Annotated in this window: 29 protein-coding genes; 14 read left to right on the top strand and 15 right to left on the bottom strand. The window is 74.7% G+C overall.

Translation table 11 applies throughout. From position 1 onward, the window contains the following. Positions 1-26: 26 nt before the first annotated feature. Complete coding sequence (locus tag ACQRUO_RS28720) at positions 27-833, bottom strand: ATP-grasp domain-containing protein (RefSeq protein WP_428319008.1); 807 nt, start codon at positions 831-833, stop codon at positions 27-29. A gap of 200 nt (positions 834-1,033) precedes the next feature. Here ACQRUO_RS28720 and ACQRUO_RS28715 point away from each other — a divergent pair, with 200 nt between their 5' ends. After that, positions 1,034-1,816 (top strand): enoyl-CoA hydratase family protein, encoded by a 783-nt coding sequence (locus ACQRUO_RS28715; protein WP_428319007.1) that lies wholly within the window; start codon positions 1,034-1,036, stop codon positions 1,814-1,816. 128 nt (positions 1,817-1,944) lie between these two features. Further along, positions 1,945-2,697: an acyltransferase gene (locus tag ACQRUO_RS28710; protein ID WP_428319006.1), complete on the top strand. Its 753-nt coding sequence runs from the start codon at positions 1,945-1,947 to the stop codon at positions 2,695-2,697. A gap of 7 nt (positions 2,698-2,704) precedes the next feature. Here the strand turns inward: ACQRUO_RS28710 and ACQRUO_RS28705 are convergent, their stop codons facing one another. From ACQRUO_RS28705 to ACQRUO_RS28695, 3 genes are read right to left on the bottom strand one after another with little or no spacing between them, the layout of a single operon-like run. Further along, the gene (locus ACQRUO_RS28705; protein ID WP_428319005.1) at positions 2,705-3,427 is read right to left on the bottom strand and encodes a nucleotidyltransferase domain-containing protein; all 723 of its coding nucleotides are present in this window, start codon (positions 3,425-3,427) and stop codon (positions 2,705-2,707) included. A 47-nt stretch (positions 3,428-3,474) separates the two neighbouring features. After that, a complete protein-coding gene (locus ACQRUO_RS28700; RefSeq protein ID WP_428319004.1) occupies positions 3,475-3,771 on the bottom strand; it encodes a hypothetical protein in 297 nt (98 codons plus the stop codon). Between the two features lie 2 nt (positions 3,772-3,773). Then, entirely contained in the window at positions 3,774-4,064 is a 291-nt protein-coding gene (locus tag ACQRUO_RS28695) for an ATP-binding protein (protein ID WP_428319003.1), read from the bottom strand. A gap of 158 nt (positions 4,065-4,222) precedes the next feature. On the opposite strand from ACQRUO_RS28695, the gene ACQRUO_RS28690 reads away from it, so the two are divergent. Then, the gene (locus ACQRUO_RS28690) at positions 4,223-4,903 is read left to right on the top strand and encodes a helix-turn-helix domain-containing protein (RefSeq protein WP_428319002.1); all 681 of its coding nucleotides are present in this window, start codon (positions 4,223-4,225) and stop codon (positions 4,901-4,903) included. A 5-nt stretch (positions 4,904-4,908) separates the two neighbouring features. Next, on the top strand, positions 4,909-5,130 hold the full coding sequence (locus tag ACQRUO_RS28685) for a DUF397 domain-containing protein (RefSeq protein WP_428319001.1): 222 nt from the start codon (positions 4,909-4,911) through the stop codon (positions 5,128-5,130). 72 nt (positions 5,131-5,202) lie between these two features. Here ACQRUO_RS28685 and ACQRUO_RS28680 read toward each other — a convergent pair whose 3' ends face one another. Continuing rightward, a complete protein-coding gene (locus ACQRUO_RS28680) occupies positions 5,203-5,700 on the bottom strand; it encodes a HutD/Ves family protein (protein WP_428319000.1) in 498 nt (165 codons plus the stop codon). Continuing rightward, a complete protein-coding gene (locus tag ACQRUO_RS28675) occupies positions 5,697-7,037 on the bottom strand; it encodes an MFS transporter (protein WP_428318999.1) in 1,341 nt (446 codons plus the stop codon). Before ACQRUO_RS28675 ends, ACQRUO_RS28680 begins: the two co-directional genes overlap by 4 nt. Before the next feature lie 17 nt (positions 7,038-7,054). Here ACQRUO_RS28675 and ACQRUO_RS28670 point away from each other — a divergent pair, with 17 nt between their 5' ends. The 3 genes from ACQRUO_RS28670 to ACQRUO_RS28660 all read left to right on the top strand — a co-directional run bounded on the left by ACQRUO_RS28670 (position 7,055) and on the right by ACQRUO_RS28660 (position 10,111). After that, the gene (locus ACQRUO_RS28670; RefSeq protein WP_428318998.1) at positions 7,055-8,293 is read left to right on the top strand and encodes an ROK family protein; all 1,239 of its coding nucleotides are present in this window, start codon (positions 7,055-7,057) and stop codon (positions 8,291-8,293) included. 246 nt (positions 8,294-8,539) lie between these two features. Continuing rightward, positions 8,540-8,842: an SHOCT domain-containing protein gene (locus ACQRUO_RS28665; protein WP_428318997.1), complete on the top strand. Its 303-nt coding sequence runs from the start codon at positions 8,540-8,542 to the stop codon at positions 8,840-8,842. Positions 8,843-8,998: 156 nt separating this feature from the next. After that, positions 8,999-10,111, top strand: a complete 1,113-nt coding sequence (locus tag ACQRUO_RS28660) for a PLP-dependent cysteine synthase family protein (RefSeq protein ID WP_428318996.1) — start codon at positions 8,999-9,001, stop codon at positions 10,109-10,111. A 71-nt stretch (positions 10,112-10,182) separates the two neighbouring features. Here ACQRUO_RS28660 and ACQRUO_RS28655 read toward each other — a convergent pair whose 3' ends face one another. The 5 genes from ACQRUO_RS28655 to mscL all read right to left on the bottom strand — a co-directional run bounded on the left by ACQRUO_RS28655 (position 10,183) and on the right by mscL (position 16,150). Further along, entirely contained in the window at positions 10,183-10,998 is an 816-nt protein-coding gene (locus tag ACQRUO_RS28655; RefSeq protein WP_428318995.1) for a DeoR/GlpR family DNA-binding transcription regulator, read from the bottom strand. Between the two features lie 55 nt (positions 10,999-11,053). Beyond that, complete coding sequence (locus ACQRUO_RS28650; RefSeq protein ID WP_428318994.1) at positions 11,054-13,567, bottom strand: right-handed parallel beta-helix repeat-containing protein; 2,514 nt, start codon at positions 13,565-13,567, stop codon at positions 11,054-11,056. Between the two features lie 171 nt (positions 13,568-13,738). Continuing rightward, complete coding sequence (locus ACQRUO_RS28645) at positions 13,739-14,641, bottom strand: MOSC domain-containing protein (protein WP_428318993.1); 903 nt, start codon at positions 14,639-14,641, stop codon at positions 13,739-13,741. 198 nt (positions 14,642-14,839) lie between these two features. Further along, positions 14,840-15,481, bottom strand: coding sequence for a DUF6643 family protein (locus ACQRUO_RS28640; protein ID WP_428318992.1), 642 nt, complete (start codon positions 15,479-15,481; stop codon positions 14,840-14,842). Positions 15,482-15,709: 228 nt separating this feature from the next. Next, positions 15,710-16,150: a large conductance mechanosensitive channel protein MscL gene (gene mscL, locus ACQRUO_RS28635; RefSeq protein WP_428318991.1), complete on the bottom strand. Its 441-nt coding sequence runs from the start codon at positions 16,148-16,150 to the stop codon at positions 15,710-15,712. A 320-nt stretch (positions 16,151-16,470) separates the two neighbouring features. On the opposite strand from mscL, the gene ACQRUO_RS28630 reads away from it, so the two are divergent. Together ACQRUO_RS28630 and ACQRUO_RS28625 are read left to right on the top strand one after the other, a co-directional pair. Then, positions 16,471-17,382 (top strand): slipin family protein, encoded by a 912-nt coding sequence (locus ACQRUO_RS28630; RefSeq protein ID WP_428318990.1) that lies wholly within the window; start codon positions 16,471-16,473, stop codon positions 17,380-17,382. Positions 17,383-17,457: 75 nt separating this feature from the next. After that, a complete protein-coding gene (locus ACQRUO_RS28625; protein ID WP_428318989.1) occupies positions 17,458-18,126 on the top strand; it encodes a thiol:disulfide interchange protein DsbA/DsbL in 669 nt (222 codons plus the stop codon). 67 nt (positions 18,127-18,193) lie between these two features. Here ACQRUO_RS28625 and ACQRUO_RS28620 read toward each other — a convergent pair whose 3' ends face one another. Then, positions 18,194-19,372, bottom strand: coding sequence for a glycosyltransferase (locus ACQRUO_RS28620; protein WP_428318988.1), 1,179 nt, complete (start codon positions 19,370-19,372; stop codon positions 18,194-18,196). 94 nt (positions 19,373-19,466) lie between these two features. Here ACQRUO_RS28620 and ACQRUO_RS28615 point away from each other — a divergent pair, with 94 nt between their 5' ends. Beyond that, the gene (locus tag ACQRUO_RS28615) at positions 19,467-20,255 is read left to right on the top strand and encodes a glutamate racemase (protein WP_428318987.1); all 789 of its coding nucleotides are present in this window, start codon (positions 19,467-19,469) and stop codon (positions 20,253-20,255) included. Positions 20,256-20,423: 168 nt separating this feature from the next. On the opposite strand, the gene ACQRUO_RS28610 is transcribed toward ACQRUO_RS28615, so the two are convergent. Then, positions 20,424-21,518, bottom strand: a complete 1,095-nt coding sequence (locus ACQRUO_RS28610; protein ID WP_428318986.1) for a polysaccharide deacetylase family protein — start codon at positions 21,516-21,518, stop codon at positions 20,424-20,426. A gap of 213 nt (positions 21,519-21,731) precedes the next feature. Between ACQRUO_RS28610 and ACQRUO_RS28605 the strand changes: the two genes are divergently transcribed. Beyond that, positions 21,732-22,511: an acetyltransferase gene (locus ACQRUO_RS28605; RefSeq protein ID WP_428318985.1), complete on the top strand. Its 780-nt coding sequence runs from the start codon at positions 21,732-21,734 to the stop codon at positions 22,509-22,511. Between the two features lie 73 nt (positions 22,512-22,584). Here the strand turns inward: ACQRUO_RS28605 and ACQRUO_RS28600 are convergent, their stop codons facing one another. Both ACQRUO_RS28600 and ACQRUO_RS28595 read right to left on the bottom strand, forming a co-directional pair. Continuing rightward, positions 22,585-23,040, bottom strand: a complete 456-nt coding sequence (locus tag ACQRUO_RS28600) for an NAD-dependent epimerase/dehydratase family protein (RefSeq protein ID WP_428318984.1) — start codon at positions 23,038-23,040, stop codon at positions 22,585-22,587. 232 nt (positions 23,041-23,272) lie between these two features. Next, positions 23,273-23,788: a PTS-dependent dihydroxyacetone kinase phosphotransferase subunit DhaM gene (locus tag ACQRUO_RS28595; RefSeq protein WP_428318983.1), complete on the bottom strand. Its 516-nt coding sequence runs from the start codon at positions 23,786-23,788 to the stop codon at positions 23,273-23,275. Between the two features lie 318 nt (positions 23,789-24,106). On the opposite strand from ACQRUO_RS28595, the gene ACQRUO_RS28590 reads away from it, so the two are divergent. From ACQRUO_RS28590 to ACQRUO_RS28580, 3 genes are all read left to right on the top strand, one after another. Further along, complete coding sequence (locus tag ACQRUO_RS28590; protein WP_428319009.1) at positions 24,107-24,328, top strand: DUF397 domain-containing protein; 222 nt, start codon at positions 24,107-24,109, stop codon at positions 24,326-24,328. A gap of 758 nt (positions 24,329-25,086) precedes the next feature. Beyond that, positions 25,087-25,581: a hypothetical protein gene (locus ACQRUO_RS28585; protein ID WP_428318982.1), complete on the top strand. Its 495-nt coding sequence runs from the start codon at positions 25,087-25,089 to the stop codon at positions 25,579-25,581. A gap of 418 nt (positions 25,582-25,999) precedes the next feature. Then, on the top strand, positions 26,000-26,827 hold an 828-nt coding region (locus ACQRUO_RS28580; protein ID WP_428318981.1), incomplete at its 3' end, for an acyl-CoA dehydrogenase family protein.

Below are 26,827 nucleotides of genomic sequence, written 5' to 3'. Positions count from 1 at the left end.
CCGGCCCGTCGGCCGGTGGCAGCCCGTCAGCGCAGCACGGCGGGCAGGGCGCGGCCGAACGCGAGGTCGCTCGGCCGCGCCGCCACCGCCGGGCCGGCCGCGCGCAGCACCACGTCGAGCACCCGCTCCGGGTCGGCCGCGTAACCGCCGCTGGCCCAGGCCGGGTTCGCCTCCACCACCGCCCACCGGCCGTCCGCCAGCTGCCCGACGTCCACCACCACCGCACTCGGCAGCCCGTCGGCGACGGCCCGCAGCAACTCGCCGGCGAAGCCCAGCGCTGCCGCGGCCAGCGGGTCCCCGGCCAGCGGTGCGACGTCCAGCTCACCCGCCACCGCGTAGCGGGAAGCGGCGAGCACCACGCCGTCCAGCACGAACAGCCGGTACTCGGCGGCGAACGCCACCACCTCGCTGACCAGCACCGGAGTCTCCCCGGGCAGCAGCTCGGGCCCCGGCAGGGCGGCGCCGTCCGGGTAGACCCGGGCCGCGAAGGCCTTGTCGCCCGGCGGCTTGACGAACGCCGGCCCGGACAGCTCCCGGGCCGCGGCCAGCGTGGTGTGCACGATCCGCCGCCCGGTCAGCTCGACCGGCAGCCGGGCCGGCCAGTCCTCCGGCGGCTCCAGCACCGCCAGCCCCAGCTCCCGCCCGACGGCGTCGGCGAAGAGCGGGCCGCCGTACAGGTGGGTGGGCAGCCCGAGATCCGCCAGCTCCGGCGGCACCGACCACCCGGTCGCGGTGTGGGCGCGCAGCCCCCGGCCGCGGGCGGCGGTGAGCAACTGCAGCCCGGTCTCGGTGATCCGGGGCGCGATGAGCAGCAGACGGGGCGTGGCGATCATGGGGGGAGTCTGCCGGGGCGGGTGGTCGGGGCGCCACGGGATTCCGGCGGCGGTGCACCCGGGGCAGGGGCCGCCGGGCAGGTCCGTCGGCCGCCGGGGTCGACCGGCCGCCTCTGGTTTCCCGGCACCCCGGCATGCCAGAGTGCTCCCAGCCCGTCCGATCACCCTCATCTCGGATACCGGAAAGCAGGTCCCACCCGATGACCAGCGCAGCGCCCCTCGTCCGCGTCCACACCGCAGACCGGGTCACCACCCTGGAGCTCGACTCCCCGCACAACCGCAACGCCCTCTCCACCCGGCTGATGGCCGAGCTGACCGAGGGCCTGGCGGCGGCCGCCGCGGATCCGGCGGTGCGTGCGGTGGTGCTCGGCCACACCGGCAAGGTGTTCTGTGCCGGCGCGGACCTGTCGGAGGCGACCGGCAGTGACCCCACGGTCGGACCGCGCGGCCTGGTGGACCTGCAGCGCGCCATCGTGGCCTGTCCCAAACCGGTGGTCGCCTACGTGAACGGGCACGTCCGGGCCGGTGGCCTCGGCCTGCTCGGCGCGGCCGACCTGGCGATCGCCGGGCCGGCCAGCACCTTCGCCTTCACCGAGGTCCGGCTCGGCCTGGCCCCGGCGGTGATCTCGCTGCCGCTGCGCCCGAAGCTGGAGCCGCGCGCCGCCGCCCGCTACTACCTGACCGGCGAGACCTTCGACGCGCCCGAGGCCGCCCGGATCGGCCTGATCACCCGCGCCGCCGCCGAGGAGGCCGAGGCCGCCAAGGCGCTGGAGGAGGTGCTGGCCGCGCTGCGGTTGGCCTCGCCGCAGGGGCTGGCGGAGTCCAAGCGGCTGGTCAACGCCGAGGTGGTGCGCTCCTTCGAGCAGGACACGGAGGCCAGGGTCGAGCAGTCCGCGCGGCTGTTCGGCTCGCCGGAGGCCCAGGAGGGCATGAAGGCCTTCCTGGAGCGCCGCCCGGCACCGTGGGCGGTCGCGGCGGAGTGAGGGGCCGCCGGGGGTGCGGGCTCGCCGCGGAGTGAGGGTGCGCCCCGGCGCGGGGTGAGGGGCCGTCCGGGGTGTGATCTTGCTCCCCCGGCGGCCCGTCGGGCCCGGGCGGCGGCTACCGTGAGCGCATGCCGAACGCCGCCGCCCTGCTCAGCCCCCTCCGCGCCGCGGCCCGCCGGGTCGCCGGACGGGCCGTGCACCGCGGCTGGCGCTGGGCGCAGGAGCTCGGCGGGGTGTCCAACCAGAACCCCGGGCCCTACCGGTTCCACACCCTGGGCGACGGCAGCAAGCTCGCCTTCCCGCTCGGCACGGTCTTCAACGAGCAGTCGATCGCGATCGGCCCGTTCTGCATCATCGGCGAGCGGGTGACCATCTCGGCCGGCTTCCTGCCCGGTCTGGACCTCGGCCCCGAGCCGGTGATCACCATCGGCGGCGGCTGCGTGATCGGCCGCGGCAGCCACCTGGTCGGCCACCAGTCGATCGTGCTCGGCGACGACGTGTGGACCGGCCCCAACGTCTACATCAGCGACCAGGCCCACGAGTACCGCGACACCACGCTGCCGATCGGCAAGCAGTGGCCGCGCAACGAACCGGTCGAGATCGGGGCCGGCAGCTGGATCGGCACCGGCGCGGTGATCCTGCCCGGCGCCCGGATCGGGCGCAACGTGGTGGTGGCCGCCGGCGCGGTGGTGCGCGGCGAGGTCCCGGACCACAGCGTGGTGGCCGGCGCCCCGGCCCGGGTGGTGCGCAGCTTCACCGAGACCGAGGGGTGGCAGCCGCCCTTCCGGCACGACCCGCCGCGCGCGCTGCCGGACGGCGTGACGGCCGAGCAACTGCGCGCCCTGGTCGGCTGGGACCTGCGCCCGCCGACCGGGGACTGAACCCGCGTCAGCTCGCCGCGCGCGGCGCCCACTCACGGCGGAACCCCTCGCGCAGCGGCCCACCGCTGCGGGTCAGCACCCGCAGGCCGAGCGCGACCAGCTCGGCCGGGCGCTCCGCCGCCGCCCGGTGCGCCGCCAGCAGCGCGCCGCCCAGCTCCGGATCGGCCGCCCGCAGCCGCCGCGGCAGCCACTTGCCCGACCCGGTCCAGGCCCGGTGCTGGTCGCAGAGCAACTCGGCGGCGCTCCGCAGCACTTCACCGGCGATCGCGGCCCGCTCGTCCGGGTCGGCGTTGTCCGCCAGGTCGTCCAGCGCCTCGGTCAGCCGGTACCGCAGGTCCTCCGCCGCCGCCCGGTCCAACGCGGGAGGCCCCGCGGCCAGCTCCGCCGCCGCCGTGGCCCGGGCCCGCGCCGCGTGCCCCGCGGGGTCGTGCAGCACCACGCCCTCCGCGTACACCCGCTGGAGCACCCCGCGCCGGTCCGCCCGCGCCGCCGCGAACAACTCCGGCAGCGCACTGGGCGAGTGCACGAACAGCTCGGTCACCCGCCCCTCGAACCGGATCGTCTCCCGGTACGTCCCGTTCCCCGGTTCCCCCACCAGCACCGCAAGGTCCAGGTCACTACCGGTCGTCGCCCGCCCGTTCGCCGCCGACCCCCCGAGCACGGCCCCGAGGGCGTACGGGAACCGGCTGTTGACGAGGCGTCGGGCCTGCGGCACGAGGTCAAGTGGCATGGGGTGAGGATGTCAGCCGGGAGGGGCGGGGGGCGAATCGTCGGTCGTCATCGCGCGGAGTGCGCCCTTCGGTTGCGGGAGATCCGCAGGAGGTGGGGACCGTCCGGAAGAATGAACGTCAGGCTGACCGTCGACTCCTGGGCCAGGCGTTCGGTGATGTAGTCAACTGATCGCGGTCGAGCGAGGATCAGCTCGAATCCCGCGCGACTGGCGGCGTCGAGTGGCAGGAGTCTCATGGCACCCCACGTTGCGGTCAGCGCGCTGCGGAGGCTCGGGAAGCACGCCGGGGGCGCGATGCCGCACAGTTCGATCACTACGGAGTTGCTGGTGGGCTGGTCCTTCATGGTCAGCCTCCCACCGTGCCAGGCTCGATACAGGACCAGACCCGCTTCCCGATCCCTTCACGCGGGCCCCAGCCCCAGTCCTTGGAGAGCTTGTCGACCAGCAGCAGCCCGCGGCCGGCCTCACCTTCGGTCGTGTTGCGCATCCGGGGGACGGCGGCGGACGCGTCCTCGACCCAGATCAGCAGGAAGTCGCGCAGGAGGCGGCGTGCCAGGCGTGGCGAGCGCTGGCTGCGCGGCAGCCAGCGCTGGTCCGATTCGTTGGGTGCGGGTGATCTGTCGAGGTTTTCGGCCATGGCAAAGCTCCCTTGCGGCACGGCTGCTGAACGACGTCGGCGCGAGAAGGGGCGCCCTCAGAATCCGGAAGCGGGCAAAACGATGCCCGGTGACGAACCATCAAGCAGGGTGCAGACTGATGGCCAACAGGTCGGCCCTACCGATGGGACAGTGAAGGGTGTCGCTTAATCGGAACCCAACGGTCCGCCAGCGCATACTTGCGCGGACCCTTCGTCACCTTCGAGATGCGGCAGGAATCACGGCCGTCGCAGCCGTGCAGCATCTGGGCTGTTCCGAATCCAAGATCAGTCGGATCGAGAACGCTCAGATCGGCGTCAAGAAGGGTGACCTCCTTCTCCTTCTCGATCTGTATCAGGTGGGTTCGAAGAGGGCCCGTGAGGATATCGTCGGGCTTGCGCGTGGGAGCGGCCGCCGTGGCTGGTGGGACCGACACGTGGCCGAAGTTCCCCCTGTCTATGCCGACTACATTGCGCTCGAATCGGATGCAGCCGAGGTTTACAACATAGAGACGATCCTCATCCCCGGACTTCTGCAGACGGAGGATTATGCCCGTGCGGTCGTCCGTGCGCAACGGCCGAACATCGAGTCAGCGCGGGTCGACCTGCTGGCCGAGATCAGGATGCAACGGCAGTCGGTTCTGACTGCCTCCCGACCCGTGAAACTCTGGGCCATCATCGCCGAGTCCGTGCTGTCCCACCGGGTCGGATCGCCTGATGTCATGCGCGATCAACTTGAATACTTGCTCCAGAAGTCCGAACTTCCGAACGTCAGTGTGCAGATCCTGGCGGATTCTTCCTTCGCTCACGCGATGCTCAGTACGTCCGCGGAATGGAGCTAAGTCACATGGGAATGTACGTCAAGGTGGCCAAGGATCTCGATCTCACGTGGCAGAAGTCGTCATACAGCAATGCCGAAAGCAACTGCGTGGAGATCGCATCCTTCGCCGAGGACATGGCTGTGCGTGACTCGAAAGACCCAGCTGGACCCGCGCTGGTCTTTCGGCCGGAGGCTTGGTGTGCATTCTTGGCCGGCGTACGGACCGGAAGCTTTCCTGCGGGCGCCTGAGAGGCGGCTCAAGGTCCATCGTCGGCTCGGTTCCTGGTTCGAGGCCTGGAACCGAGCCGCAGGCGTTCCACATCAGAGCTTCAGCACCGCCACCGGCCCGTTCGAGGTCACCCTCGACGGGTGCTCCACCAGCAGCGCGTCGTACCCGTCCAGGTGGACTGCGAGCAGGGGGTGGCCGGGGGTGGGGTGCAGGTCGGTGCCGGTGGGGAGGAGCTGGACGGGGTCGGGGTGGTGGGCGCGGTCCTCGCGGAGCATCAGGTTCAGGGCGGTGACCGGGGTGCCCAGGAGGCGGGCGGTGGTGGGGAGGTCGCCCGGGAAGGTGAGGGGCCGGCGGGGGTGGACGGTCACCGGGGGCCGGTCGCCGATGGTCAGGTCGAGGCCGTCGCCGGCGACGACGGTGAGCACCCGGGTCAGGCCCGGGAAGAGCGAGAACGGGCCGTCGGTGGTGATCTCGGCGAGGCTGACCCGCCAGGCGCCGTCCGGGGCGGCGGCGACCTCGCGGGTCAGGCCGCCGCCGTTGCGCCAGGGGGTGGGGGTGCGGTCGGCGGCGGGCAGCTGGAGGACGGTCATGGCCGCAGGCTACCGCCGGCCCGCCCGGTGAGCGTGGCGAGGGCGGCTGCTCCGGCGGCGGCCACCGAGACCGTGGTGAGCGCCAGTGGGAGGCCGGCCGCGTCCGCGAGGAAGCCGATCACCGGTGGCCCGATCAGCATGCCCGCGTAGCCGAGGGTGGAGGCGGTGGCGACGCCGTGCGGGCCGGCGGTCTCGCCGGCGCGGGCGATGGCGAGCGGGAAGAGGTTGGCCAGGCCGAGGCCGACCAGTACGAAGCCGCCCAGGACCGGCCAGGGGGAGGGGCTGAGCGCGGCCAGCAGCATGCCGGCGGCGGCGGTCAGGCCGCCGAGGGCCATCAGGCGGGTGGGGCCGAACCTGATGGTCAGCCAGGTTCCGGCGAGCCGTCCGGCGGTCATGGCGAACGCGTAGGCGGCGTAGCCGAAGGCGGCCAGGCCGGCGCCGGCGTGCACGTCGTCGGTCAGGTGCAGGGTGGCCCAGTCGGCGAGCGAGCCTTCGCCGTAGGAGCTGCAGAGCGCGGTGCAGCCGAGCAGCAGGACCAGGGCGCGGGCACCGACCGCGGCGCTGGCGGTAGGTGCGGCGGGTGTGACGGGTCCGGTGGCGGCCGCCGGGGCCGGGGCCTGCCGGTCGGCTGCCGGGGCGGGAGCGGTGTCGGTGCGCAGCAGGACGCTGCCGGCCCAGGCGGTGACCAGCAGCCCGACCGCGCCCCCGGCGGCCAGGGCCCAGGCGGCGGTCAGCCGGTCGGCGAGCAGCCCGCCGACCGCCGCGCCGAGCAGGCCGCCGAGGCTGTAGCCGGCGTGGAAGCTGGGCATCACCGGGCGGCGCAGTTCGGCGACCAGCTCCACCGCGGCGCTGTTCATCGCCACGTTGGCGGCGCCGTAGCCGGCGCCGAAGAGCAGCAGCACGGCGCCGAGGGCCGGTACCGAGTGGGTGTGCGGCGGCAGCACCACGGCGCCGCTGAGCAGGGCCAGGGCGAGCACGGTGGGCCGGCGGCTGCCGTACCGCAGGCAGAGCCGGCCGATCAGCGGCATGGTGGCCACCGCGCCGGCCGAGACGCAGAGCAGCGCGAGGCCCAGCGCCGCGTGCGAGGCGTGCACCTGGGCGCGGACGTCGGGGATCCGGACCACCCAGGTGGCGAAGAGGAAGCCGTCGACGGCGAAGAAGGCGGTGAGGGCGAGTCGGGCGCCGGACCAGGCGGGCGGGCGGGACTCGGCAGCGGAGCGGCGGGCCTCGGCGGAGCCGGCAGGGGAGTCGCCAGGGGAGTCAGTGCGGGAGTCGGTGGCGGCGGGGGGAACGGCGGCGGTGGGACCGGTGGTGCTTATTTTGTTTATAGGCGGCACAAAGTGAGAATAGAGGAGTGCCGCAGACCCAGACAACCCGCCGCCTGCCCGACCGCGGCCGCAGCCTGCTCGGCCCGGCCCTGGAGCTGATCCACACCGGTCGCGCCCCGACCCGCTCCGCGCTCACCGCGGCGCTTCAGGTCACCCGGGCGACCGCCGGCGCGGTCGCGGGCGAGCTGGCCGCCCTAGGGCTGGTGACGGTCGATCAACACCCGATCGGCGGCACCCGCGGCCGCCCCTCGCACCGGCTGGGCCCGGCGCCCGACGGTCCGGTGGTGCTGGCCGCCCAGGTGCACGCCGACGGCCTGGCGGTCGCGCTGGCCGGGCTCGGCGGGGTGCTCGGCGCGCCCGTCCGGCTGCCGCTGCCCGCGCACACCGACCCGGGCAGCATGCTCGCCGCGGTGGCCGAGGCCGGCGCCGCGCTGGTCCGGGCCGACCGCCGCCGCTGCCTGGGCGCGGCCCTGGCGCTGCCCAACCCGGTGCGCGAGCCGGACGGTACCGCCCCGGCCGCGCTCACCTTCGGCTGGCCCGGCGACACCCCGGCGGCGGCGCTGTTCGCCGAGGCGCTGGCCGCCCAGGACCTGGGGCCGCGGGCCCGTCACCCGCTGCCGAGCGCGGTGGCCAACGACGCCAACCTGGTCGCGCTCGCCGAGCACCGGCACGGCGCCGGGCGGGACGCACGCCACCTGCTGCTGGTCACCTCGGGGCACCGCGGGGTCGGCGGGGCGCTGGTGGTGGACGGGCGGCTGCACACCGGCAGCGCCGGACTCGCCCTGGAGGTCGGGCACCTGACGGTGGATCCGCAGGGGCGGCGTTGCCCGTGCGGCAACCGCGGCTGCCTCAACGTGGAGACCGACCCGGCGGCCCTGCTCGCCGCCGCCGGACAGGATCCGGATCCCGCCCGGCCGCTGCTCGACCAGGCCCGCGCGCTGGCCCGGGCGGCGGCCGTCGAGCCGGTCGACCCGGTCGCCCGGGCCGCGGTCGACCAGGTCGCCGACCGGCTCGGCCACGGGCTGGCCGCGCTGGCCAACATCCTCAACCCGGACCGGATCGTGCTCGGCGGCCTGCACCTCGACCTGCTGGCCGCCGCACCGGAGTTGCTGCCGGCCGTGGTGGCCCGGCGCAGCCTGTGGGGGCGTTGCGACCAGGTGCCGATCGTGCCCGCGCACCTGGCGCACGCCGGCCTCGTGGGCGCGGGCGAGCTGGCCTGGGGACCGTACCTGGCCGAGCCCCAGCTGGTGGCCGCCGCGGGCTGAGGCGGACCGAAGTGCGGTGGGGGCAAGGTTGCCTGCGGCGCAGAGTTGCCCGCGGCGCAGAGTTGCTACCAGCGCAACGTTGCCCGCGTCGCAGCGTCGCCGCGGAGTACCCGCCGCCCCCGCCGCTACTCCCGCCGCGGTATGCCGACTGCCGCCGCCGGCACGACGCGCCGGGGTGGGGCGGCGCGGGACGCTCACAGGGACGGACCCGGAGAGTCCCGGGTCGCACCCGAGGAGATGGATCTGATGAACGCGACCACCGCGTCGGCCCTGCTGGCCGACGACCACTGGCACGGGGGCTGGGGCCCGTGGTTCCTGTTCTTCCCGCTGTTCTGGCTGCTCTTCGTCGTGCTGGTGATCTTCATCCTGCGGCGCACCGCGTGGCGGCGCGGCTGGCACGGCCCGTACGGCGGTCCCTGGGCGCACGACCGGCAGTCGCCGCTGGCGGTGCTCGGCGAGCGCTACGCCCGCGGTGAGATCGACGAGGAGGAGTACCGGGCCCGTAAGGCCACGCTGACCGAGGAGAGCGGCCCCGCCGGGCCACGCTGAGTGATCAACCGGGGCTCACCTTCCCCGCGGGGCCCGCTGCCGTCGCCCGGCAGCGGGCCCCGACGTGCGGCGAGGCACACGCCGGGTGCGCCACGAGCGCGCGATAAGCGGAAGCTGTACCTCTCAAAACGATTACTTTCCGTTACAATCGACCACATGGAAACCGTGGATGTGGACCGTTCCGACGCCGCCTACCGAACCTGGCTCAAGGAGGCCGTCCGCCGGGTGCAGGCCGACGCCAACCGCTCGGCCGACACCCACCTGCTGCGCTTCCCGCTGCCCGCCGAGTGGGGCATCGACCTCTACCTGAAGGACGAGTCGACCCACCCCACCGGCAGCCTCAAGCACCGGCTGGCCCGCTCGCTCTTCCTGTACGGGCTGTGCAACGGGTGGATCCGGCCCGGCAAGCCGGTGATCGAGGCATCCAGCGGGTCCACCGCGGTCTCCGAGGCCTACTTCGCCAAGCTGATCGGCGTCCCGTTCATCGCGGTGATGGCGAAGACGACCAGCCAGGCCAAGATCGACCTGATCGAGTTCCACGGCGGCAGCTGCCACCTGGTGGACGACCCCTGCGAGGTCTACGAGACCTCCGCGCGGCTGGCCGTCGAGACCGGTGGCCACTACATGGACCAGTTCACCTACGCCGAGCGGGCCACCGACTGGCGCGGCAACAACAACATCGCCGAGTCGATCTTCGCCCAGCTGCGCCTGGAGCCGCACCCCGAGCCGGCCTGGATCGTGGCCACCGCCGGCACCGGCGGCACCTCGGCCACCATCGCCCGCTACGTGCACTACCAGCAGTTCGACACCCGGATCTGCGTGGCCGACCCGGAGAACTCCTGCTTCTTCGACGGCTGGGTCAACCACGACCCGGACGCGGTCTGCGACAGCGGTTCGCGGATCGAGGGGATCGGCCGGCCGCGGATGGAGCCGAGCTTCGTGCCCGGTGCGGTCGACCGGATGATGCGGGTCCCGGACGCCGCCTCGGTCGCTGCGATCCGGGTGCTGGAGCGGGTGCTCGGCAAGCGGGCCGGCGCCTCGACCGGGACGGGCCTGTGGAGCGCGCTGAAGATCGTCGCCGAGCTGCGCGGGCGTGGCGAGCGGGGCAGCGTGGTCACCCTGATCTGCGACCCGGGCGACCGCTACCTCGACAAGTACTACAGCGACGGGTGGCTGGCCGCCCAGGGCCTGGACATCGCCCCGCACCAGCGGGCGCTGGAGGAGTTCCTCGACGGCGCGGCACCCTGGCGGGACCGGGCGCTCGGCTAGGCCGGCGGCGAGCAGCGGGACCGGGCGCTCGGCTGGACCCCGAGCCCAGCAGCCCCGTGAGCCCGGCCGGCTCAGCCCAGCGAGCCGGCCGGTGCCAGCACCAGCTCCCGGACGTGCTCGCGCGCGGCCTCCGCGGCCTCCTCGGCGAGCGCCGCGTCGGTGACCCAGGTGTCCACCTCGCCCAGCTCGGCGAAGGTGGACAGCCCCACCACGCCCCACTTGGTGTGGTCGGCCACCACGACCACCCGCCGGGCCGAGGCCACGAAGTTCCGGTTGGTCTCGGCCTCGGCCAGGTTCGGGGTGGACAGCCCGGCCTCGGGGGAGAGGCCGTGGGTGCCGAGGAAGAGCAGGTCGAAGTGGAGCGAGCGGATCGCCCGGTCCGCCACCGGGCCGACCAGCGCGTCCGAGGGGGTGCGCACCCCGCCGGTCAGCACCACGGTGGTCCCGGTGCCCTCGCCCTGCCGCTGCGCGCGCTCGAAGACGTCGGCCACCCGGACCGAGTTGGTCACCACGGTGAGCGGGCCGACCGCCACCAGGTGCTGGGCCAGCGCGAAGGTGGTGGTGCCGCCGGAGAGCGCGATCGCGCTGCCGGGCTGCACCAGGGCGGCCGCCGCCCGGGCGATCTCCTCCTTGGCGGAGAGCTCCAGCGCGGACTTCGCCTCGAAGCCCGGCTCGTGGGTGCGGGCCTCCTCCACCGGTACCGCGCCGCCGTGCACCTTCTCGATCGCGCCGACCTTGGCCAGCGCGTCGAGGTCCCGGCGGATCGTCATGTCCGACACGTTCAGCCGCCGGGTCAGCTCGTTGACCCGCACCCCGCCGCGCCGACGCACCTCGTCCAGGATCAGTGCCCGGCGCTGCTCGGCGAGCAGATTGCTGTTGTCGGCCACGTACGCCGCCCCGCCTTTCGGTGTTCCGTTCCTATAGTCATCCTGCCATGACGGGCTAGCCGCGCGGCACCGGGAGGTCGGCGGGGACCAGGAGTTGGAGGTCCTCGGTGGACGGGTCGGGCAGTTGGGCCACCCGCATGGCGTGTCGCTCGACCATGGTCTCGAAGACCTGGCGGGCGGTGCGGCCGTTTCCGAAGGTCGGGCCGCGCTGCAGCGTGGCGAAGTGGCCGAGCAGCGCCTCCGCGGTGGCGGCGGCCAGCTGGTACTCGTGTTCCACGCACTGGGTGCGGGCGATCTCCAGCAGCTCGGCGTCGGTGTAGTCGGGGAAGGTGATGGTGCGTGAGAAGCGCGAGGAGACCCCGGGGTTGGCGCTGAGGAAGCGCTCCATCTCGGCGGTGTAGCCGGCCACGATCACCACCACCGCGTCGCGGTGGTCCTCCATGAGCTTCACCAGGGTGTCGATCGCCTCCCGGCCGAAGTCCCGGGCGCCGTCCTCGGGGGCCAGCGTGTAGGCCTCGTCGATGAAGAGCACCCCGCCGCGGGCCTGCTCGAAGGCGGCCTGGGTGCGCAGCGCGGTGGAGCCGATGTGCTCGCCGACCAGGTCCACCCGGGCCACCTCGACCAGGTGGCCGCGCTGGAGCACCCCGAGCGCGGCCAGGATCTCGCCGTAGAGCCGGGCCACCGTGGTCTTGCCGGTGCCCGGGGAGCCGGTGAAGACCAGGTGCCGGCGCAGCGAGGGGGCCTTCAACCCGGCCTGCCGGCGGCGCCGGCCGACCGAGATCAGGTCGATCAGGGTGCGCACCTCCTGCTTCACCGTGGCCAGCCCGATCAGCTCGTCCAGCTCGGCCAGCGCCTCCTCGGCCGGCCGGCAGTCGGGGATCGGCGCGATCTGCGGCAGGGCGGGCGGCGGTGGACCGGTCGGGGCGGGGGCCATGGCGGTCCGCGGGGTGGGCAGGGTCTCGGTGGCGGTCGGCGAGGGCAGGGCGGCGAGCGGCGCCCGCCCGGCGAGCGGCGGCAGGGCGGGCAGCGGTGGCAGGGACGGCGGCGGCAGGGCGGGTGCGGGCCGGCCCGGGCTCAGCGGGGCCGGTGGGGCGGGCGGCGGCACGTCGTCCGAGGTGCACGCCTCCACCACCGGGCCCGGCTCGGAGAACTCGAAGCCGGCCCGGCCGTTCTGCTCGGCCCGGCAGCGGGTCAGCACGGTGCGGCAGCCGTCGATGACGTGGAAGCCGAAGCCCTTGCCCTGCACCGCCCGGCAGTCCTCGAAGCTGCCCCGCCCCTGCGCCGAGACGTAGACCGCCGCCTCCGCGCTGCCCCGCACCACGCAGTCGCGCAGCACCGGGTCCGCGCCCTTGGTGACGATCACCCCGGTGGCCACCTCGGAGATCTCGCAGTCGGTGAGCAGCCCGCCGCTGCCGTGGTCGCGGAACCAGAGCCCGGTGCCCGCGTCGCGCACCTTGCAGCGCTCCAGCGTGACCGTGGCGCCGGAGCTGACCGACACCGCCGAGCTGCGGATCTCGCTGAAGGAGGTGTCGACGGCGGTGGCCCGGGAGTCCCGGTCGAGCACGAAGAGCGCGTCCGGCAGGTCGTGCAGGGTGCAGTCGGCCAGTTCCAGCTGCGCGCCGTCGCTGACCCAGATCGCCGGGTAGTCGCCGGTGCTGGCCTCGATCGCGCAGCCGGTGGCCCGCACCCGGGTGCCCGAGTCCCAGACCGAGAGCGCACCGCGGCCGAAGGACCGCACGGTGCTGCGTTCCAGTGTCAGGGTGGACCGGTCGCGCAGGTCGGCGGCGTTCTCCGGCAGGTCGTGCAGCCGGCAGTCGACCAGCTGCAGCTCGGCCTCGGTGTCCAGGGTGAGCCCGTTGCCGGTGACCCGGTGCACCGCGCAGTCGGTCAGCACGCCCACCGCCCGGGCCTCGGCCAGCACCCCGCTGCCCTTGATCTCGTACAGCTCGCAGCCGGTCAGCTCGGCCCGGCTGCCCGGGTCGGTGAGCAGCAGCCCGGCGCCCACCGCGTGGTGCAACCGGCAGCGGCGCAGCTCGGCGTGCGACCCTTCGAGCACCGCGAGGCCGGCCTGGCCGGCCTCGGCCACCTCGCACTCCTCGATCCGCGCCGTGGCGCCGCCGCGCAGCCGCAGGCCAAGGCCGCTCGGGTTGCTGACGGTGCATCCGGTCAGCCGGGCGGTGGCCTGGTCGGCCACCTCGATGCCGACCGCGCCGTGGGTGTCGACCCGCAGGCCGATCAGGGTGGCACCGGCCTGTGGACCCGTCACCTTCACGGCGGCGGCCGAGCTGTGGAAGCCCTCGATCACCAGGTCGCGCACGGTGGCGGCCGCGGTCACGGTGAGCGGTACGCCGGTCGGCGGGTCGATCCGCACCGTGCCGGGGCCCTCGGCGGGCAGCACCGTGACCGCCTTGTCCAGCAGCACGTTCTCCTTGAAGACGCCCGGGCGCACGGTGACGGTGTCGCCGGGCTCGGCGGCGGCCAGTGCCTCGGCCAGCGTCTGGTACTCCCCGGCGCGCCGCCGCCAGCGCGAGCCGCTGTCCTGCGTGACCCGGACCCTGTGCTCACTCATGACGGTGCGTCGTCCTGCCTTCCCTGTCCTGCTGTTCGCCCACCGTAGCCTGCCTGCCTGGGCTTTTGTCTGCTAAGCGGCTGGGAGCCGAGCACCGCCGGGCGACCGGAGCCGGTGACTGCCGAAGGGCCGTCAGCCGCACGGCACCGGGCGGTCGGGAGCCGTTCGCCGTCAGACGGCCGGCAGCCGCTCGCCACGGGCCAGCACGGTAACCTCGTCGCCCACCCGGAGCGTGCCGAGTGCGGTTCCGGTCACCCGATCCGGGCGTTCCGGTATCAGGTTGACGCCGAAGATCGCCTTCTTGTCGATCCGGCGGCGCTTGTTCAGGGTGCGCAGCGGCTCCTGCCCGGTGCGCTCGCCGCGCTCCTGGTCGGTGGTGGTGACGATGCAGCGGCCGCAGAGCTTCACCGCCCGGAAGGTGGCGGTGCCGACCCGGACCCGCTGCCAGCCGTCCTCCGACCACGCCTCGACGCCCTCGACCACCAGGTTGGGGCGGAAGCGGGTCATCGGCAGGGCGGCGCCGCCCTGCTCGAGGAGCCACTCGTTCAGCGCCTCCAGCGAGGCGGTGGTGGTGGCCAGCAGGGGGTAGCCGTCGGCCATGCTGACGGTCTCGCCGGGCTCGCTGAAGTCCGGGTTGATCCGGCGGGCCAGCGGGTCGGCCAGGTGCAGCAGGCGCAGCTCGCCGACGGAGTCGGCGAACCGTTCGGCGAACCAGAGTTGGGCCTTCTCCTCGGCGGCCAGGGCGGCGAAGCGGTTGCCGAACACGTTGCCCTCGACCGCCTCCGCGCGCTCCACGTGCTCCGTGCCCGCCGCGTGCTCGCCGGCCCGCGGCGCCGGGACGTGCAGCTCCGCGCCGTCGGGGTCGGTCAGCCGGAGCGCGCCGTCCTCGTCGAGCTGCGGGCGGTACCGCGCGAGTTCGGGCAGGTCGCGCTGGGTGATCGCGGTGCCGTCCGGGCGGGCCAGCATCCAGCGGCGGTCCCCGCGCAGGCCCCAGGGCTCCAGGACCGCCTCGTCGAGGTCCTGCCGGTGCATCGACTTGACGGGGTATCGGTGCAGGCTGCGGAGGAGAGGCATACGACCATCCTGCCAGGTCCCCGGCCGCACACCGACCGGTCGCGGGTCACCCGGAGGGCGCCGGGCGGGGGACCGGGCCGGGATGCACGCGGGCCGCCCGGAGCGCCGCACTGCGGCACTCCGGGCGGCCCGTGGCTGACCGTCCCCCTGCGGTTGTCGCGAGTCAGCCGGCCGGCCGGCTCGCGGTGGTACTCGGGCTCAGAAGCCCTGGCCCTGGTAGGCCTGGCCGGGCTGCACCGGCTGCGGCACCTGGCCGAACTGCTGCTGGCCGAACGCCTGCTGGCCGAACTGGCCCGGGGCGAACTGCTGCTGGCCGAACTGCTGCGGCGCGGCCGGCTGCTGCGCGGCGAAGCCCTGGGTCGGCTGCGCGGCCGGGAACTGCTGACCGGGGAACTGCTGGCCCGGCTGCTGGAAGAACTGCTGCGGCGGCATCGGCCGCATTGGCGCGGGCGCCGCGGGGCCGGGCCGGAAGGCGCCCGGCTGCTGGTCGAAGGGCTGCGGCGCGGCGGGCGGCGGGAAGCCGGGCTGCATCCGCGGGCCGGGCACGTAGGGCTGGCCGGCGTAGCTCGGCGCGGGCTGCGGCGTCGGGAACCCGGGGCTGCTGGGGCCGGGACCGAGCGCCAGCCGGGCCGGCGGCAGGGCGGGGAGCAGGCTGGTCGACTCCATCGCCGAACTGGCGTAACTGCCCACGGGCGAGGCCGGGGGGAGCGCGGCCGGGACGTTGATCGGCGCGATCTGGGGGACTCCGCGCTCTGCGACCAAGCTGTCGTAGATGGGCGTGCCCGACGAGAAGGACGGAGGGTAGTAACCGACTCCGTCGTAGGAGCGGGGCGAGGTCATGGGGCATACCGTAAGCCCAGAATGCGCCCCTGAGGAGACTGGGAGGGGTGGTAGTTCGAGTGTTTACGTAACCTTCGCCAACTCAAACCTGGCGAATGATCAGAGATCGGACATTTTGGCGGTGCTTTCCGGTCAATCTCGGACATGAGAAATCAATGAGCCCCCCTGCGCCGGGGGGCTCACACCGGCGCACGACGTTCTCACGCCGGTCCGCCGACAGGCGTCTGATCAGCCGCGCTGTGCCGCCTGGGCCGGGAAACCGGGCTGCGCGACCACCTCGGTGGTGCAGAACGCGCAGCGCGAGGCGGCGGCCGGAATCCGGCTCAGGCACTGCGGGCAGTCGGTCTTCGCCGGCTCGGCCTTCGGCGCCTCGAACCGCGTGTGCAGCCGGGTCACCGGCAGCACCACGCCGAAGTAGATCACCGCGGCGACCAGCACGAAGCTGATCAGGGCGTTCAGGAAGGCGCCGTACGGGAAGGTGGTGCCGGCGACCGTGAAGCTCTCGTGGCTGAAGTCCCCGACCGCCCCGGTGGCGACCCCGATCAGCGGGGTCAGGAAGGCCGTGACGAACCCGGTGACCACAGCGGTGAAGGCCGCCCCGATGACGATACCGACGGCCAGGTCGACGACGTTTCCGCGCAGCAGGAAGCTGCGAAAGCCCTTGAACACGGCTCTCACTCCATGGGGGATCACGCGGGGCGATGGCCCGGCCCCGCTCGCGCCGCCATCCTGACCGGGGCCGGGGAGCCGGGTCCAACTCCCCGTCACCCACTCTGCCTAACCCGGGGAGGTGAATTGACGGGCGGTCGGGAAGTCCGTGCACGCACCTGCGGCTGCTCGCCAGGGCGACGGACGGTTTCTGCACACCACTGTCCAGCACGAACCGGACGAGCGCATACTGATCCGCACGGCGCGTACCGGGCGACCTGGCCCACGAGGGGCCGGCGCGGTGTGCCGTCGAAGGGGATGGGCGAGTTCCGATGCCTGGCGTGATCATCGCTGTGGTGGTGTTGGTGTTGTTGTTCCTGGCCACCAGCGTGCGGGTGGTGCAGCAGTACGAGCGCGGGGTGGTGTTCCGGCTCGGGCGGGTCCGGAAGACGGTGCGGCAGCCGGGGCTGACCCTGCTGGTGCCGCTGGTCGACCGGCTGCGCAAGGTGAACGTGCAGGTGATCACCATGCCGGTGCCCTCGCAGGAGGGGATCACCAAGGACAACGTCACCGTCAAGGTGGACGCGGTGCTCTACTTCCGGGTCGTCGAGCCGGTCCGGGCCACCGTGGACGTGCAGAACTACAACTTCGCGATGCTCCAGGTCGCGCAGACCTCGCTGCGGTCGGTCATCGGCAAGAGCGAGCTCGACGACCTGCTCTCCGGGCGCGAACAGCTGCACCGCGGCCTGGAGCTGATGCTGGAGAGCCCGGCGGTCGGCTGGGGCGTGCACATCGACCGGGTGGAGATCAAGGACGTCGCGCTGCCCGACTCGATGAAGCGCTCGATGGCCCGGCAGGCCGAGGCCGACCGGGAGCGGCGGGCCCGGATCATCACCGCCGACGGCGAGTACCAGGCGGCGGCCAAGCTGGCCCAGGCGGCGCAGCAGATGGACCGGACCCCGGCCGCGATGCAGCTGCGCCTGCTGCAGACCGTGGTGGAGGTGGCGGCGGAGAAGAACTCGACGCTGGTGCTGCCCTTCCCGGTCGAGCTGCTGCGGTTCTTCGAGAACGCGGCCGGCGCGGCCGGCAAGGCGGCGGCCGGCGGTGCGGCCCCGGAGCCGGAGCCCGCGCCCGAGGCCGTCGCCGCGGAGCCGGCGGCCGATGAGCCCGCGGAGCTGCCGGCAGCCCCCGTCCCCGCCCCGGCACTCGCCGCGGACCAGCAGCCGGCCGCGCTCCAGGTACGGGCGGAGTAGCCGGCTACCCACGTTCGGGCGAACCTGCGCGGGTCAACTGGCCTGCGTGGACGGCGGACTGGCACGGTGGCGGACATGAAGTCCGTCACCCGTGCCGTCGTCCTGCTGCTCTCCGCCGCGTGCACCTTCACTGCCGCCGCGCCGAGCGCCACCGCCACCGCCGCGGACGACCCGTCCTACGTGAAGCTGCAGCACCCGCAGGCCCTGCACGACCCGGCCACCGGCAAGGTCGAGGTCGTGGAGGTCTTCTGGTACGGCTGCCAACACTCGCAACTGCTGGAGCAGCCGCTGGAGGACTGGGCCGCCAAGCACGCCCAGGACGTGGTGCTGCGCCGGCTGCCCGCCGTCTGGCCCGGCGAGTCCGACCAGACCGTGGAGCGGGCGCACGCCCGCCTCTTCTTCACCCTGGACCGGCTGGGCCAGGTGCCCCGGTTGCAGCGCGCCGTCTTCCACGCGGTGCGCGACGAGGGCCGTGACCTGACCACCGAGTCGGCCGCGGCCGACTGGGCGGCCACCCAGGGCGTGGACCGGCAGGGCTTCACCGCCGCCTACGAGTCCGACCAGGTCAAGCAGGAGGTGGCCGCGGCGCCGGACGACTTCAAGCGCTACGAGATCACCGAGCTGCCCAGCGCGGTGGTCCAGGGCCGCTTCCTGACCTATCCGACTCGCACCAACGGCGTGCAGGGGATGCCGCAGGTGATGGACCGGCTGGTCGACCAGGCCCGGTCGGGCGCCAGGTCCTGAGACCGGCACCCGCCGGCCCTGCTCCTCATCACCCGGTCATACCGGATCGCCCGGTCATACCGGTCCGTCAATAGGTGCGGCCCTTCCAGGCCGCACCGCGCCCGCGGTAGTGCTGGACGGCCGAGTCCACCGTCATCAGCAGGTAGAGCAGGGCGGTGAACGGCAGCAGCAGGGCGGCGGCCGGCGGCCGGCCGTAGTAGCGGGTCATCGGCAGGTAGGTCACGGTCATCAGCACCCAGGCGGCGGCGCCCAGCGCGGCGAGCCGCCACTGCCCGCCGGCCAGGCCGATCAGCCCGGCCAGTGGCGGCAGCAGGTAGATCAGCGCCAGCCCCAGCACCGTGCCGGTGAGCAGCAGCAGCGAGTGCCGCAGCTGCGCGTACGCGCTGCGCGAGACCATCCGCCACAGCGGCCCCAGCCCCACGTACGGCCGCACGCTCACCACCTGCAACGCCTCGGTGCGCTCCGCCAGGCCCAGCCAGGTCCGCCCGCCGCTCCGCTTCACCGCCCGGGCCAGCGACACGTCGTCGATCACCGCGCCGCGGATCGCTGCCACCCCGCCGGCCCGCTCCAGGGCCGTCCGGCGCACCAGGGAACAGCCGCCGGCCGCCGCCGCGGTCCGCCCGCCCGGGCGGTTGCTCCAACGGAACGGGTAGAGCTGGGCGAAGAAGTAGACGAAGGCCGGCACGATCAGCCGCTCCCAGGCGGTGTCGGTGCGCAGCCGCGCCATTTGGGAGACCAGGTCCAACCGGTTCGCCTCGGCACCGGCCACCAGGGCGGCCAGCGTGTCGGGGCCGTGCGCGATGTCGGCGTCGGTGAGCAGCAGCAGCTCGGCCGGGCCGGCCAGCTCGACCCCGTGCCGCACCGCCCAGAGCTTGCCGGTCCAGCCCGCGGGCAACGGCGGCGGGCTGGTGACGGTGAGCGGCAGGCCGTCCGGCAGGGCGGCGGCCAGCGCCCGGGCCACCTCGGCGGTGCCGTCCGAGCTGTGGTCGTCCACCAGGATCACCCGGGCCCGGCCCGGGTACTTCTGGCCGAGCAGCCCGGGCAGGCTCAGCGGCAGCACCTCAGCCTCGTCCCGGGCCGGGACCACCACCGCCACCTCGGGCCAGCGCTCCGGATCGGGCCGCAACGGGGGCAGTCGGAGGTCGGTGCGCCAGAACCGGCCCTGGCCGCAGGTCAACCAGAGCCAGCAGAGCAGCGACAGACCGGCCGGCCAGCTCACAGGTGCCTCCCAGGGCAGCAGCGTCACGGTGGCAGTCTGCCGCAGCGCGGCCGGACGCGGGCGCGGCGTGGCCGGATCGGCGCGGTCCGGGCTGCGGTCCGATCGGTTAGGGTCATACGTCGTGAAGATCGCACTGCTTGACTCCGGCATCGGCCTGCTCCCGGCCGCCGCAGCCCTGCGCGCCCTGCGGCCGGACGCGGACCTGGTGCTCACCAACGACCCCGACGGCATGCCGTGGGGCCCGCGCACCCCCGCCGACCTCACCGAACACGCGCTGGCCTGCGCCCGCGCCGCGGTCGAGCTGCGCCCGGACGTGCTGGTGGTCGCCTGCAACACCGCCTCGGTGCACGCCCTGGACGCGCTGCGCGCCGAGCTGGAGCCGGGCATCCCGGTGATCGGCACCGTGCCGGCGATCAAGCCGGCCGCTCGGGGCGGCGGCCAGGTGGCGATCTGGGCCACGCCGGCCACCACCGGCAGCGCCTACCAGCGCGGACTGATCGACGAGTTCGGCGGGGCGGCCGAGGTCACCGAGGTCGGCTGCCCGGGCCTGGCCGACGCCGTGGACCGGGCCGACGAGGCGGCGCTGACCGCGGCGATCGCCGCGGCCGCGGCCCGCACGCCGGCCGGGGTGCGGGCGATCGTGCTCGGCTGCACCCACTACGAGATGGTCGAGGACCGGATCCGCGCCGCGGTGGCCCCGACCGCCGCGCCCGACCTGGAGCTGTTCGGCTCGGCGGACGCGGTGGCGGCCCAGGCGCTGCGCCGGGCCCCCGCCGCCGCACTGGCCCGCACCGGCGGCGGCACCCTCACCGTGTTGCAGACCGGCCGACCCGGCCCGCTGCCCACCGTGGCGCTGCGGTACCCGCAGGGGCGCGCGCTGCAGTCGCCGGCTGCGGCTCCGGCCTGCTGAACCGTCAGGGCCGGTCGGCGGACCGGCGGCCGACCCTCGCCTTCCCGGCGGGTCGGGCGCCAGTCCGTCGGCCGGCCGGGGCAGCCCGGTCGCTACCGGCCGAGCCGCTACGGGTCGATCCGCCGCCACCCGGGCCTGCGAGCGCCCGAGCCGGGTGACCGCCCGCGCTCAGTACCCCCGCCCGCACGCCGGCAGCCCGCGCCAGCGGCGCACCGCCGGGTGCAGCCCGGAGAGCACCGCCTCGAACTGGGCCCGGTCGCACCCGGCGTCCACCGGCAGCCGGCTGACCCGCAGGGCCTCGCGCGGCAGCCGGGCGTTGAGCCGCTGGTCGCTGACGAACGCCGTGAGGTAGCCGAGGTCGGTGAGCAGGGCGGCGGCCCGAGGGTCGTGGTCGCCGCCGGGGTAGGCGAAGGCGGTGGGCGCGCTGCCGAGCCAGTCGGTCAGGTCCCGGTGGGCGGTGTGGATCTCGGCCCGCACGGTGGCGTCGTCGCAGCGCCGCAGGTCGGCGTCGCCCAGGGTCTGGCTGCCGATCGCCACCTGGTGGGCGGTCAGCAGGCGCAGCTGTTCCTGAGTGAGCCGCTCGCGGCGCGGGGCCCGCACGGGCGCGCTCACCCGCAGCTCGTGCAGGCTGCGGCGGCGGTCCGGGTCGGGCAGCGCGGCCAGCTGGGCGAGCCGGGTGGACCGGCCGTCCGCGGTGACCGCGCGGGCGTGGCCGCCGTGGGCCAGCAGGTAGGCCGCCTCCTGCCGCCAGGACGGCAGGTCGGTGCCGACCAGCTCGGACACCACGAAGGCGACCGCGGGCAGCCCGCGCTCCCGCAGCGCCGGCAGCGCGTGGTCGAGCACGCTCCGGTCGGCGTCGTCGAAGGTGATCAGCACGCTGCGCGGCGGCAGCGGCCGACCCTCCCGCACCGCCTGCTCCAGCGCACGCAGCGAGATCGGCACGGCGACCCGGCAGAGCCGGTCCAGCTGCGCGCCGAAGGCGACCCGGTCGGTCACCCGGCGGTAGGCCAGCACCACCAGCCGGCGCGCGGCGTGCGCCCGGAAGAGCGGCTGCGCGGGGGAGTGGCTCAGCCAGTGGACCAACCGGTCGCCGGTCGGCCCCTCGAGCGGGCGGGCCGCCTCGCCCGGCCCGGCTGCGGCGGGCCGGGCGGCGGACGACGCGGATGACGTGGTGTCGCAAGACGTGGTGTCGGATGACGTGGTGTCGGATGACGTGGTTTCGGGCGCCTTGAAGCCCGGCATGGTGGTGTCCGGTCGCGGCACAGTACCCCCAAGGCGTGGCCGGGTGGACCCGGCGGCAGATCGCTCAACGTAGTACGGACTCGCACGTCCCGCGGATGGTTGTACGTGCCGGGGCCGACATTGCGGCGTCCTTTCCGGTGGTCGTGCGCCCCCTGCGCTCCCCGTGCTCCGGGTGGGTTCGGGTCGGGGGCTGATCCCGCTTCACCCGAACGGGTGAGGCGGCAGAATGGCGCCATGGCTGCAGCCCGGCAGGACCCGATCTGGATCGTCGGCGCCGGCGGCCTCGGCCGCGAGGCGCTCGAGGCGGCCCGTGCGGCGGGCACGCCGGTGGCGGGCTTCCTCGACGACCGCAGCATCGACTCCCGGAGCCCGGCCGACCGCAGCTTCGACCACTTCGACCGGTTCGACGCCGTCGGCCCGCTCGGCCCCCTCGGCCTGGCCAAGCGGGACGAGCGCGACCCGGCCGCGATCGGCCGGCCCGATCGCGGCTCCGCCGGTCGCAGCCCGGGCGGCGGCACGGTGCGCGGCCTGCCGGTGCTGGACCCGGCGGCGATCCCGGCCGGCGCGGCCTACCTGATCGCGATCGCCGACCCGGGCGCCCGCCGCCGGTTGACCGAGCGGCTGCTGGCCGCCGGTGCCCGCCCGGCCGAGCCGCTGGTCGACCCGCGGGCGGTGCTGGCCGGCGGGGTCGAGCTGGCCGCGGGGTGCCTGGTGCTGGCCGGCGCGGTGCTCTCCTGCGAGGCCCGGCTCGGTCCGCACAGCCAGGTCCACTACAACGCGACCGTCGGCCACGACGCGCTGCTGGGCGCCTGGGTCACCGTCTGCCCCGGCGCCAACGTCTCGGGCGGGGTGCAACTGGCCGACGGCGCGACCGTCGGGGGCAACGCGGTGGTCCTCGGCGGGCGGACGGTGGGCGAGGACGCCTTGGTGGGTGCGGCGGCCGTGGTCACCCGGGACGTCGCCCCGCGCACGGTGGTCGTCGGATCACCCGCCCGGGCGCTGCGCCGCCGCTGACCGGGGCCGGTCGGAGCCGGGCCGGTCGGAGTCGGGCCGGGTCAGGCCCGACGGCGAGCGGGCCCGGCGCCGGTCAGGGCTGGGTGCGCCAGGCCTCGGTTCTGCTCTGGCCGGCGCGCAGCGGCACCGGCGCCAGGTCGGGAAGAGCGCCCGCCGCCGGCCGCCGTCTGCAACCGACTCGGCGACGTCGCCGGGGTTGGGCGCCGTGTGCTCCACCCGCGGCGGTTGCCCGAGCGCCTCGCCAAGCTCGGCGCTCGGCTCCAGCTGGGGCCTGGTCGGCCCCGGACACCGCGGCCGAGGAGGCCGCGTCCAGCCGCCGGGCGCCCGCCCGCCGGGCCGCCGCCAGCACGTGCAGTGTGCCGGTGGCGTTGACCGGGTGGCTGCCCAGTGGATCGGCTACCGAGCCCGCCACCGGGGGCAGTGCGGCCGGGTGCACCACCGCGTCGGCGCCGGTGAAGGCTGCGTCCAGCAGTTCGGACGCCAGGTTGGCACCGATGAAGTCGGCTCCTCCGGTGATCACCACGCGCATGACGGACGATCCTTCCGGGCGCCGGACGACGCCGAGCGGGAGCGGGCGGACGGGACGCGCGAGTCGAAGGGACGGGACGGAACGCGGAGCCGATCGTAGCCGACCGGACACGGTCCGTGTAGACCCTCCATCGACTGTTCATCTGATCGTTTCGATGATCCGCATGATTCGATGATCCGTGCGATGCCCCGAGGGTGTGACGCCTCGAGGGCGGTGACGCCTCGAGGGCGGTTCAGTGCTTGTGCTGCCGGTAGGTCTCCTCCGCCGCGTCCACCACCGCGGCCAGGTCCCCGCCCGCCGAGGCGGTCAGCACCGCCGCCACCGCCCCCTCCACGAAGGGCGCGTCGGCGAACCGGACCGGGAACGGCAGCCCGTGCTCGTCGGCGGCCGCCAGCACCGCGGCCACCGTCTGGACCGCGGACGGCAGGTCGGCGAGGACCGCGACCCCGTGTCCCTGGTCGACCCGCCGGGCCGCGGCGGCGATCAGCAGCGCGCTGCTGCCCAGCCCGTCCCCGGGGTGCCCGCCGGTGGCCGCGACCGGGGCCGGGTCGTCGGTCTGCGCCATCGCCCGGGCCAGGTCGGCGGTGTCCTGGGCCAGGTCGCGACTGTGCGAGACCAGGACCACGCCGACCCGCCCGAGGGTGGCGGAGCGGATCGGCGTCTGGCTCGGCACCCGGGCGGCCGAGGGCGCCTCCCCGATCGGGATGACGTCCGCCCCGCTCCCGCCCCGCGGGCTGATCTGCGCCATCGGTTGCTCCCAGCTCTCCGGCCCGCTCTTGCGCTGCCCACTCTGGCAAAGCCGCCCCGCCCGGCCCACCCCGCCGCGCCGATCGGCGTTGCCGGTCGCCGTGCCGCTCGCCGGCGCGGCACTAGCACGGATGTGCGCCCGGTGCGGGTGGCTTCGCGGGTTGTCCGCCCGACCGGGGGAGTTCGTCCGGCCGCCGCTCCGCGGACCCGTCGGACGGCTACGCTGACCTCCCCTGCAGGACGTTCGGGAGGAGCAGCACCAGTGGCAACCGAGACCAGCGCCGATCGGGACGGCCGGGCCGCCGAGGACGCAGCGGCCGTGCCGCCGGCGCGCAAGCCCAAGTTGGACACCACGGGGGCCGAGTGGCTCTCGGCCAAGCAGGAGGACGGCTCGCCCGGCGACGTGCAGATCGCCTTTGTGGACGGCTACATCGCGATGCGCGACGGGCGCTTCCCGGACGGGCCGGTGCTGGTCTTCACCCCGGCGGAGTGGCAGGCCTTCGTGCTCGGCGCCCAGGACGGCGAGTTCGACCTGACCTGAGCCGAGCCGACCTGAGTGGGCCCGGTGCGAGCCGGGCTCGACCGGGCGTCAGGGCCGTCGGTTCTCCGGAACCGGCGGCCCTTCGCGTTGCCCGGCCCGGCCCGGCCCGGCGGCCCACTGCCCGCCCGCAGCAGCAGACAGGTGCCCAGAAGCAGACAGGCGCCGTGCCGACCGCCCCCACGCGGTCGTGCACGGCGCCTGCTGTGCGACCCGGTTCGCGAGACCGGGCTCCTCCGGCTGTCCCCGACGCCGATCCGCGAGACCGGTGTCGCCGAGAGGCAGGCAGCGGGGCCGGCGAGGCCCAGGCCGCCCATGCCCGGGATCCGAACGCCCCCACGCGTCGGTGTCCCGGGCTCGGTTCGGGGGCGCGACGGAGTCGGGGAACCCACGAACCAGGCTTTGGGTGAAAGGGGTGGAACTGAACTGCTGGAGTGAAAGGCGGAGCTGAAGGGTGGAACGCTTGAGAAAGGTGAAACGTGCCAACGAGCTGACGTGGTGCTGATGACACCGCAGCGGCTGCTCCGACCTGCACCAGGGGTGGCAGGGAGGGTGGGCGCACGCGAATGCGCCACAGCAGGCCACCCCCACGTGGCACGGGTCCACAGCTGCTGCCGTACATCCGCGACCGTAGCCCGGACGGTTGCTCAGCGTCAACATTCGTCTCGGAGCGTGGAGCTCGCGCCTTTGTGAACGCCGTGAGAGCGCGCCTCGGCGCCGCCCCGTGCGGTCACGCGCCCCCGGGCACGTACGATGGCGACATGTCATTTCTCCGCCGACGCTCCGGCACCCCCGCGGGCCCGGACTTCGACGTCCTCGCGATGGACCCGGGCGACTGGCCCGGCCTCTTCGGCGCCGCGGTGATGACCGGCCCGGACGGCTCCTGCCAGGGGATCTTCCTGCGCTACGACCTGTTCGGCGGCCGCGGCCCGGCGATGTTCATCGGCAACCTGCCCGAGGGCTCGCCCGCGCGGAACCCCGAGGACGGCGTGCCGTTCGAGATCAGACAGCTGCTCGCGGCCCTCGAGGTGGACGAGCCGGTGGAGTTCGTCTCCGCCGAGGACTTCCCGGTGATGCTCGGCGACGACCTGCTGATCGTGAAGAAGATCAAGGTCAGCGAGGGACGGGTGTTCTGCGCCCAGTTCGACCGCAGCGACCAGGTCCAGGTGACCATCGCCAGCTGGGACCGGCCGATCGCGGACGACCTGTACCAGCTGCTCAAGCCGCTGCCGGCGGACCTGTTCCAGCAGGGCTGAGCCGCCGCCCCGGTGCGCCGAGCGGTCCGGACGGCCGCCGCGACGCCGTCGCGCGCCCGTTCGTGCCTTGCTTGACGGTTTCGATCATCCCTTCGTACAGTCACCGACATGTTCGTCCGCCGCCCGCTGCTGCCTGCCCTGACCCGGCGCAGCTACCTGGACCTGCGGCGGACCGCCAGCGCGGTCTGTCGCTAGGCGCTCCCCGCACGTCGCCCGGACCCCGTCGGCCCCGCTCCTGCCGGCCGCGTGAGGTCCCGACCGGAGCCGCCGCGTCCGCGGACTCCGCCGTCGCGCGCGGGGCGGGCCGCGGCCGGATCGCACCGCCCGGCCGCGGCCCCGCACTCCCGCCCGCCCCACCGCCGTGCAGCCGTCGCCGGCTGCCGCGCCCCCACGCCGGCCGCCCGGAGGCAGCAGCGCCATGACCACCCGGACCACCCGCACCGACCGACCGTCAGCCGAGGAACCGTCAGACCGTCGCGCCCCCGCGGCACCCGAGGCCCCGTCAGCCCTGGCCGCAGCGCTCGCCGGGCTCCCACGGGTGGTGGACCTGCTGGCCGCTCGGGCCGAGGAGCACGACCGGGACGCCACCTTCCCCTACCAGGGCATCGAGGCGGTGCACGAGGCCGGTCTGCTCACCCTGACGGTGGGCCGGCGGTTCGGTGGCTCGGGCGCCACCCTGGCCGACACCGTCCGGGTGCTGGCCGAACTGGGCCGCGGTGACGCCTCGGTGGCCCAGGTCACCGCGCACACCCTGCTGCTGCACGCCGCCCAGGACCGCACCGGCGACTGGCCGGCTGCTGCCTACCGCCGGCTGCTGACCGAGTCCCGGCGCGGCCCGGCGCTGGTCAACACCCTGGACGCGGAGCCGGGCCGGGACTCGGACGGTGCGCGCCGTCCCGGCGGTCTGCTCGCCCGTCGGGACGGCACCGGCTGGCTGCTCTCCGGCCGGCTGGCCGGCTGCACCGGCGCCGAGGCCCTGGCCTGGCTGGCGGTGCGGGCGGTGACCGACGAGCCGGAGCAGCGCACCGGTCTTTTCCTGGTGCGCGGTGAGAGTCCCGGGGTCGAGGTGGACCCGGTCTGGGACCAGCTGGGGCTGCGGGCCAGCGCCGGCCACGACGTGGTCTTCACCGCGGTGGCGGTGCCGGCCGAGGCGGCGCTCGGGCTGCGCCCGGCGGCCCCGGCCGCGGGCGGGGAGCCCTGCCGGGATGCCGTCGCCACCCCCTCCCCCCCTTCGTTCTCCCCCCCC

Source organism: Kitasatospora sp. LaBMicrA B282, from assembly GCF_050325825.1.
Taxonomy (GTDB): Bacteria; Actinomycetota; Actinomycetes; order Streptomycetales; family Streptomycetaceae; genus Kitasatospora.
The sequence above is the reverse complement of the archived record's forward strand: the minus strand, read 5'-3'. Positions and strand labels throughout refer to the sequence as shown.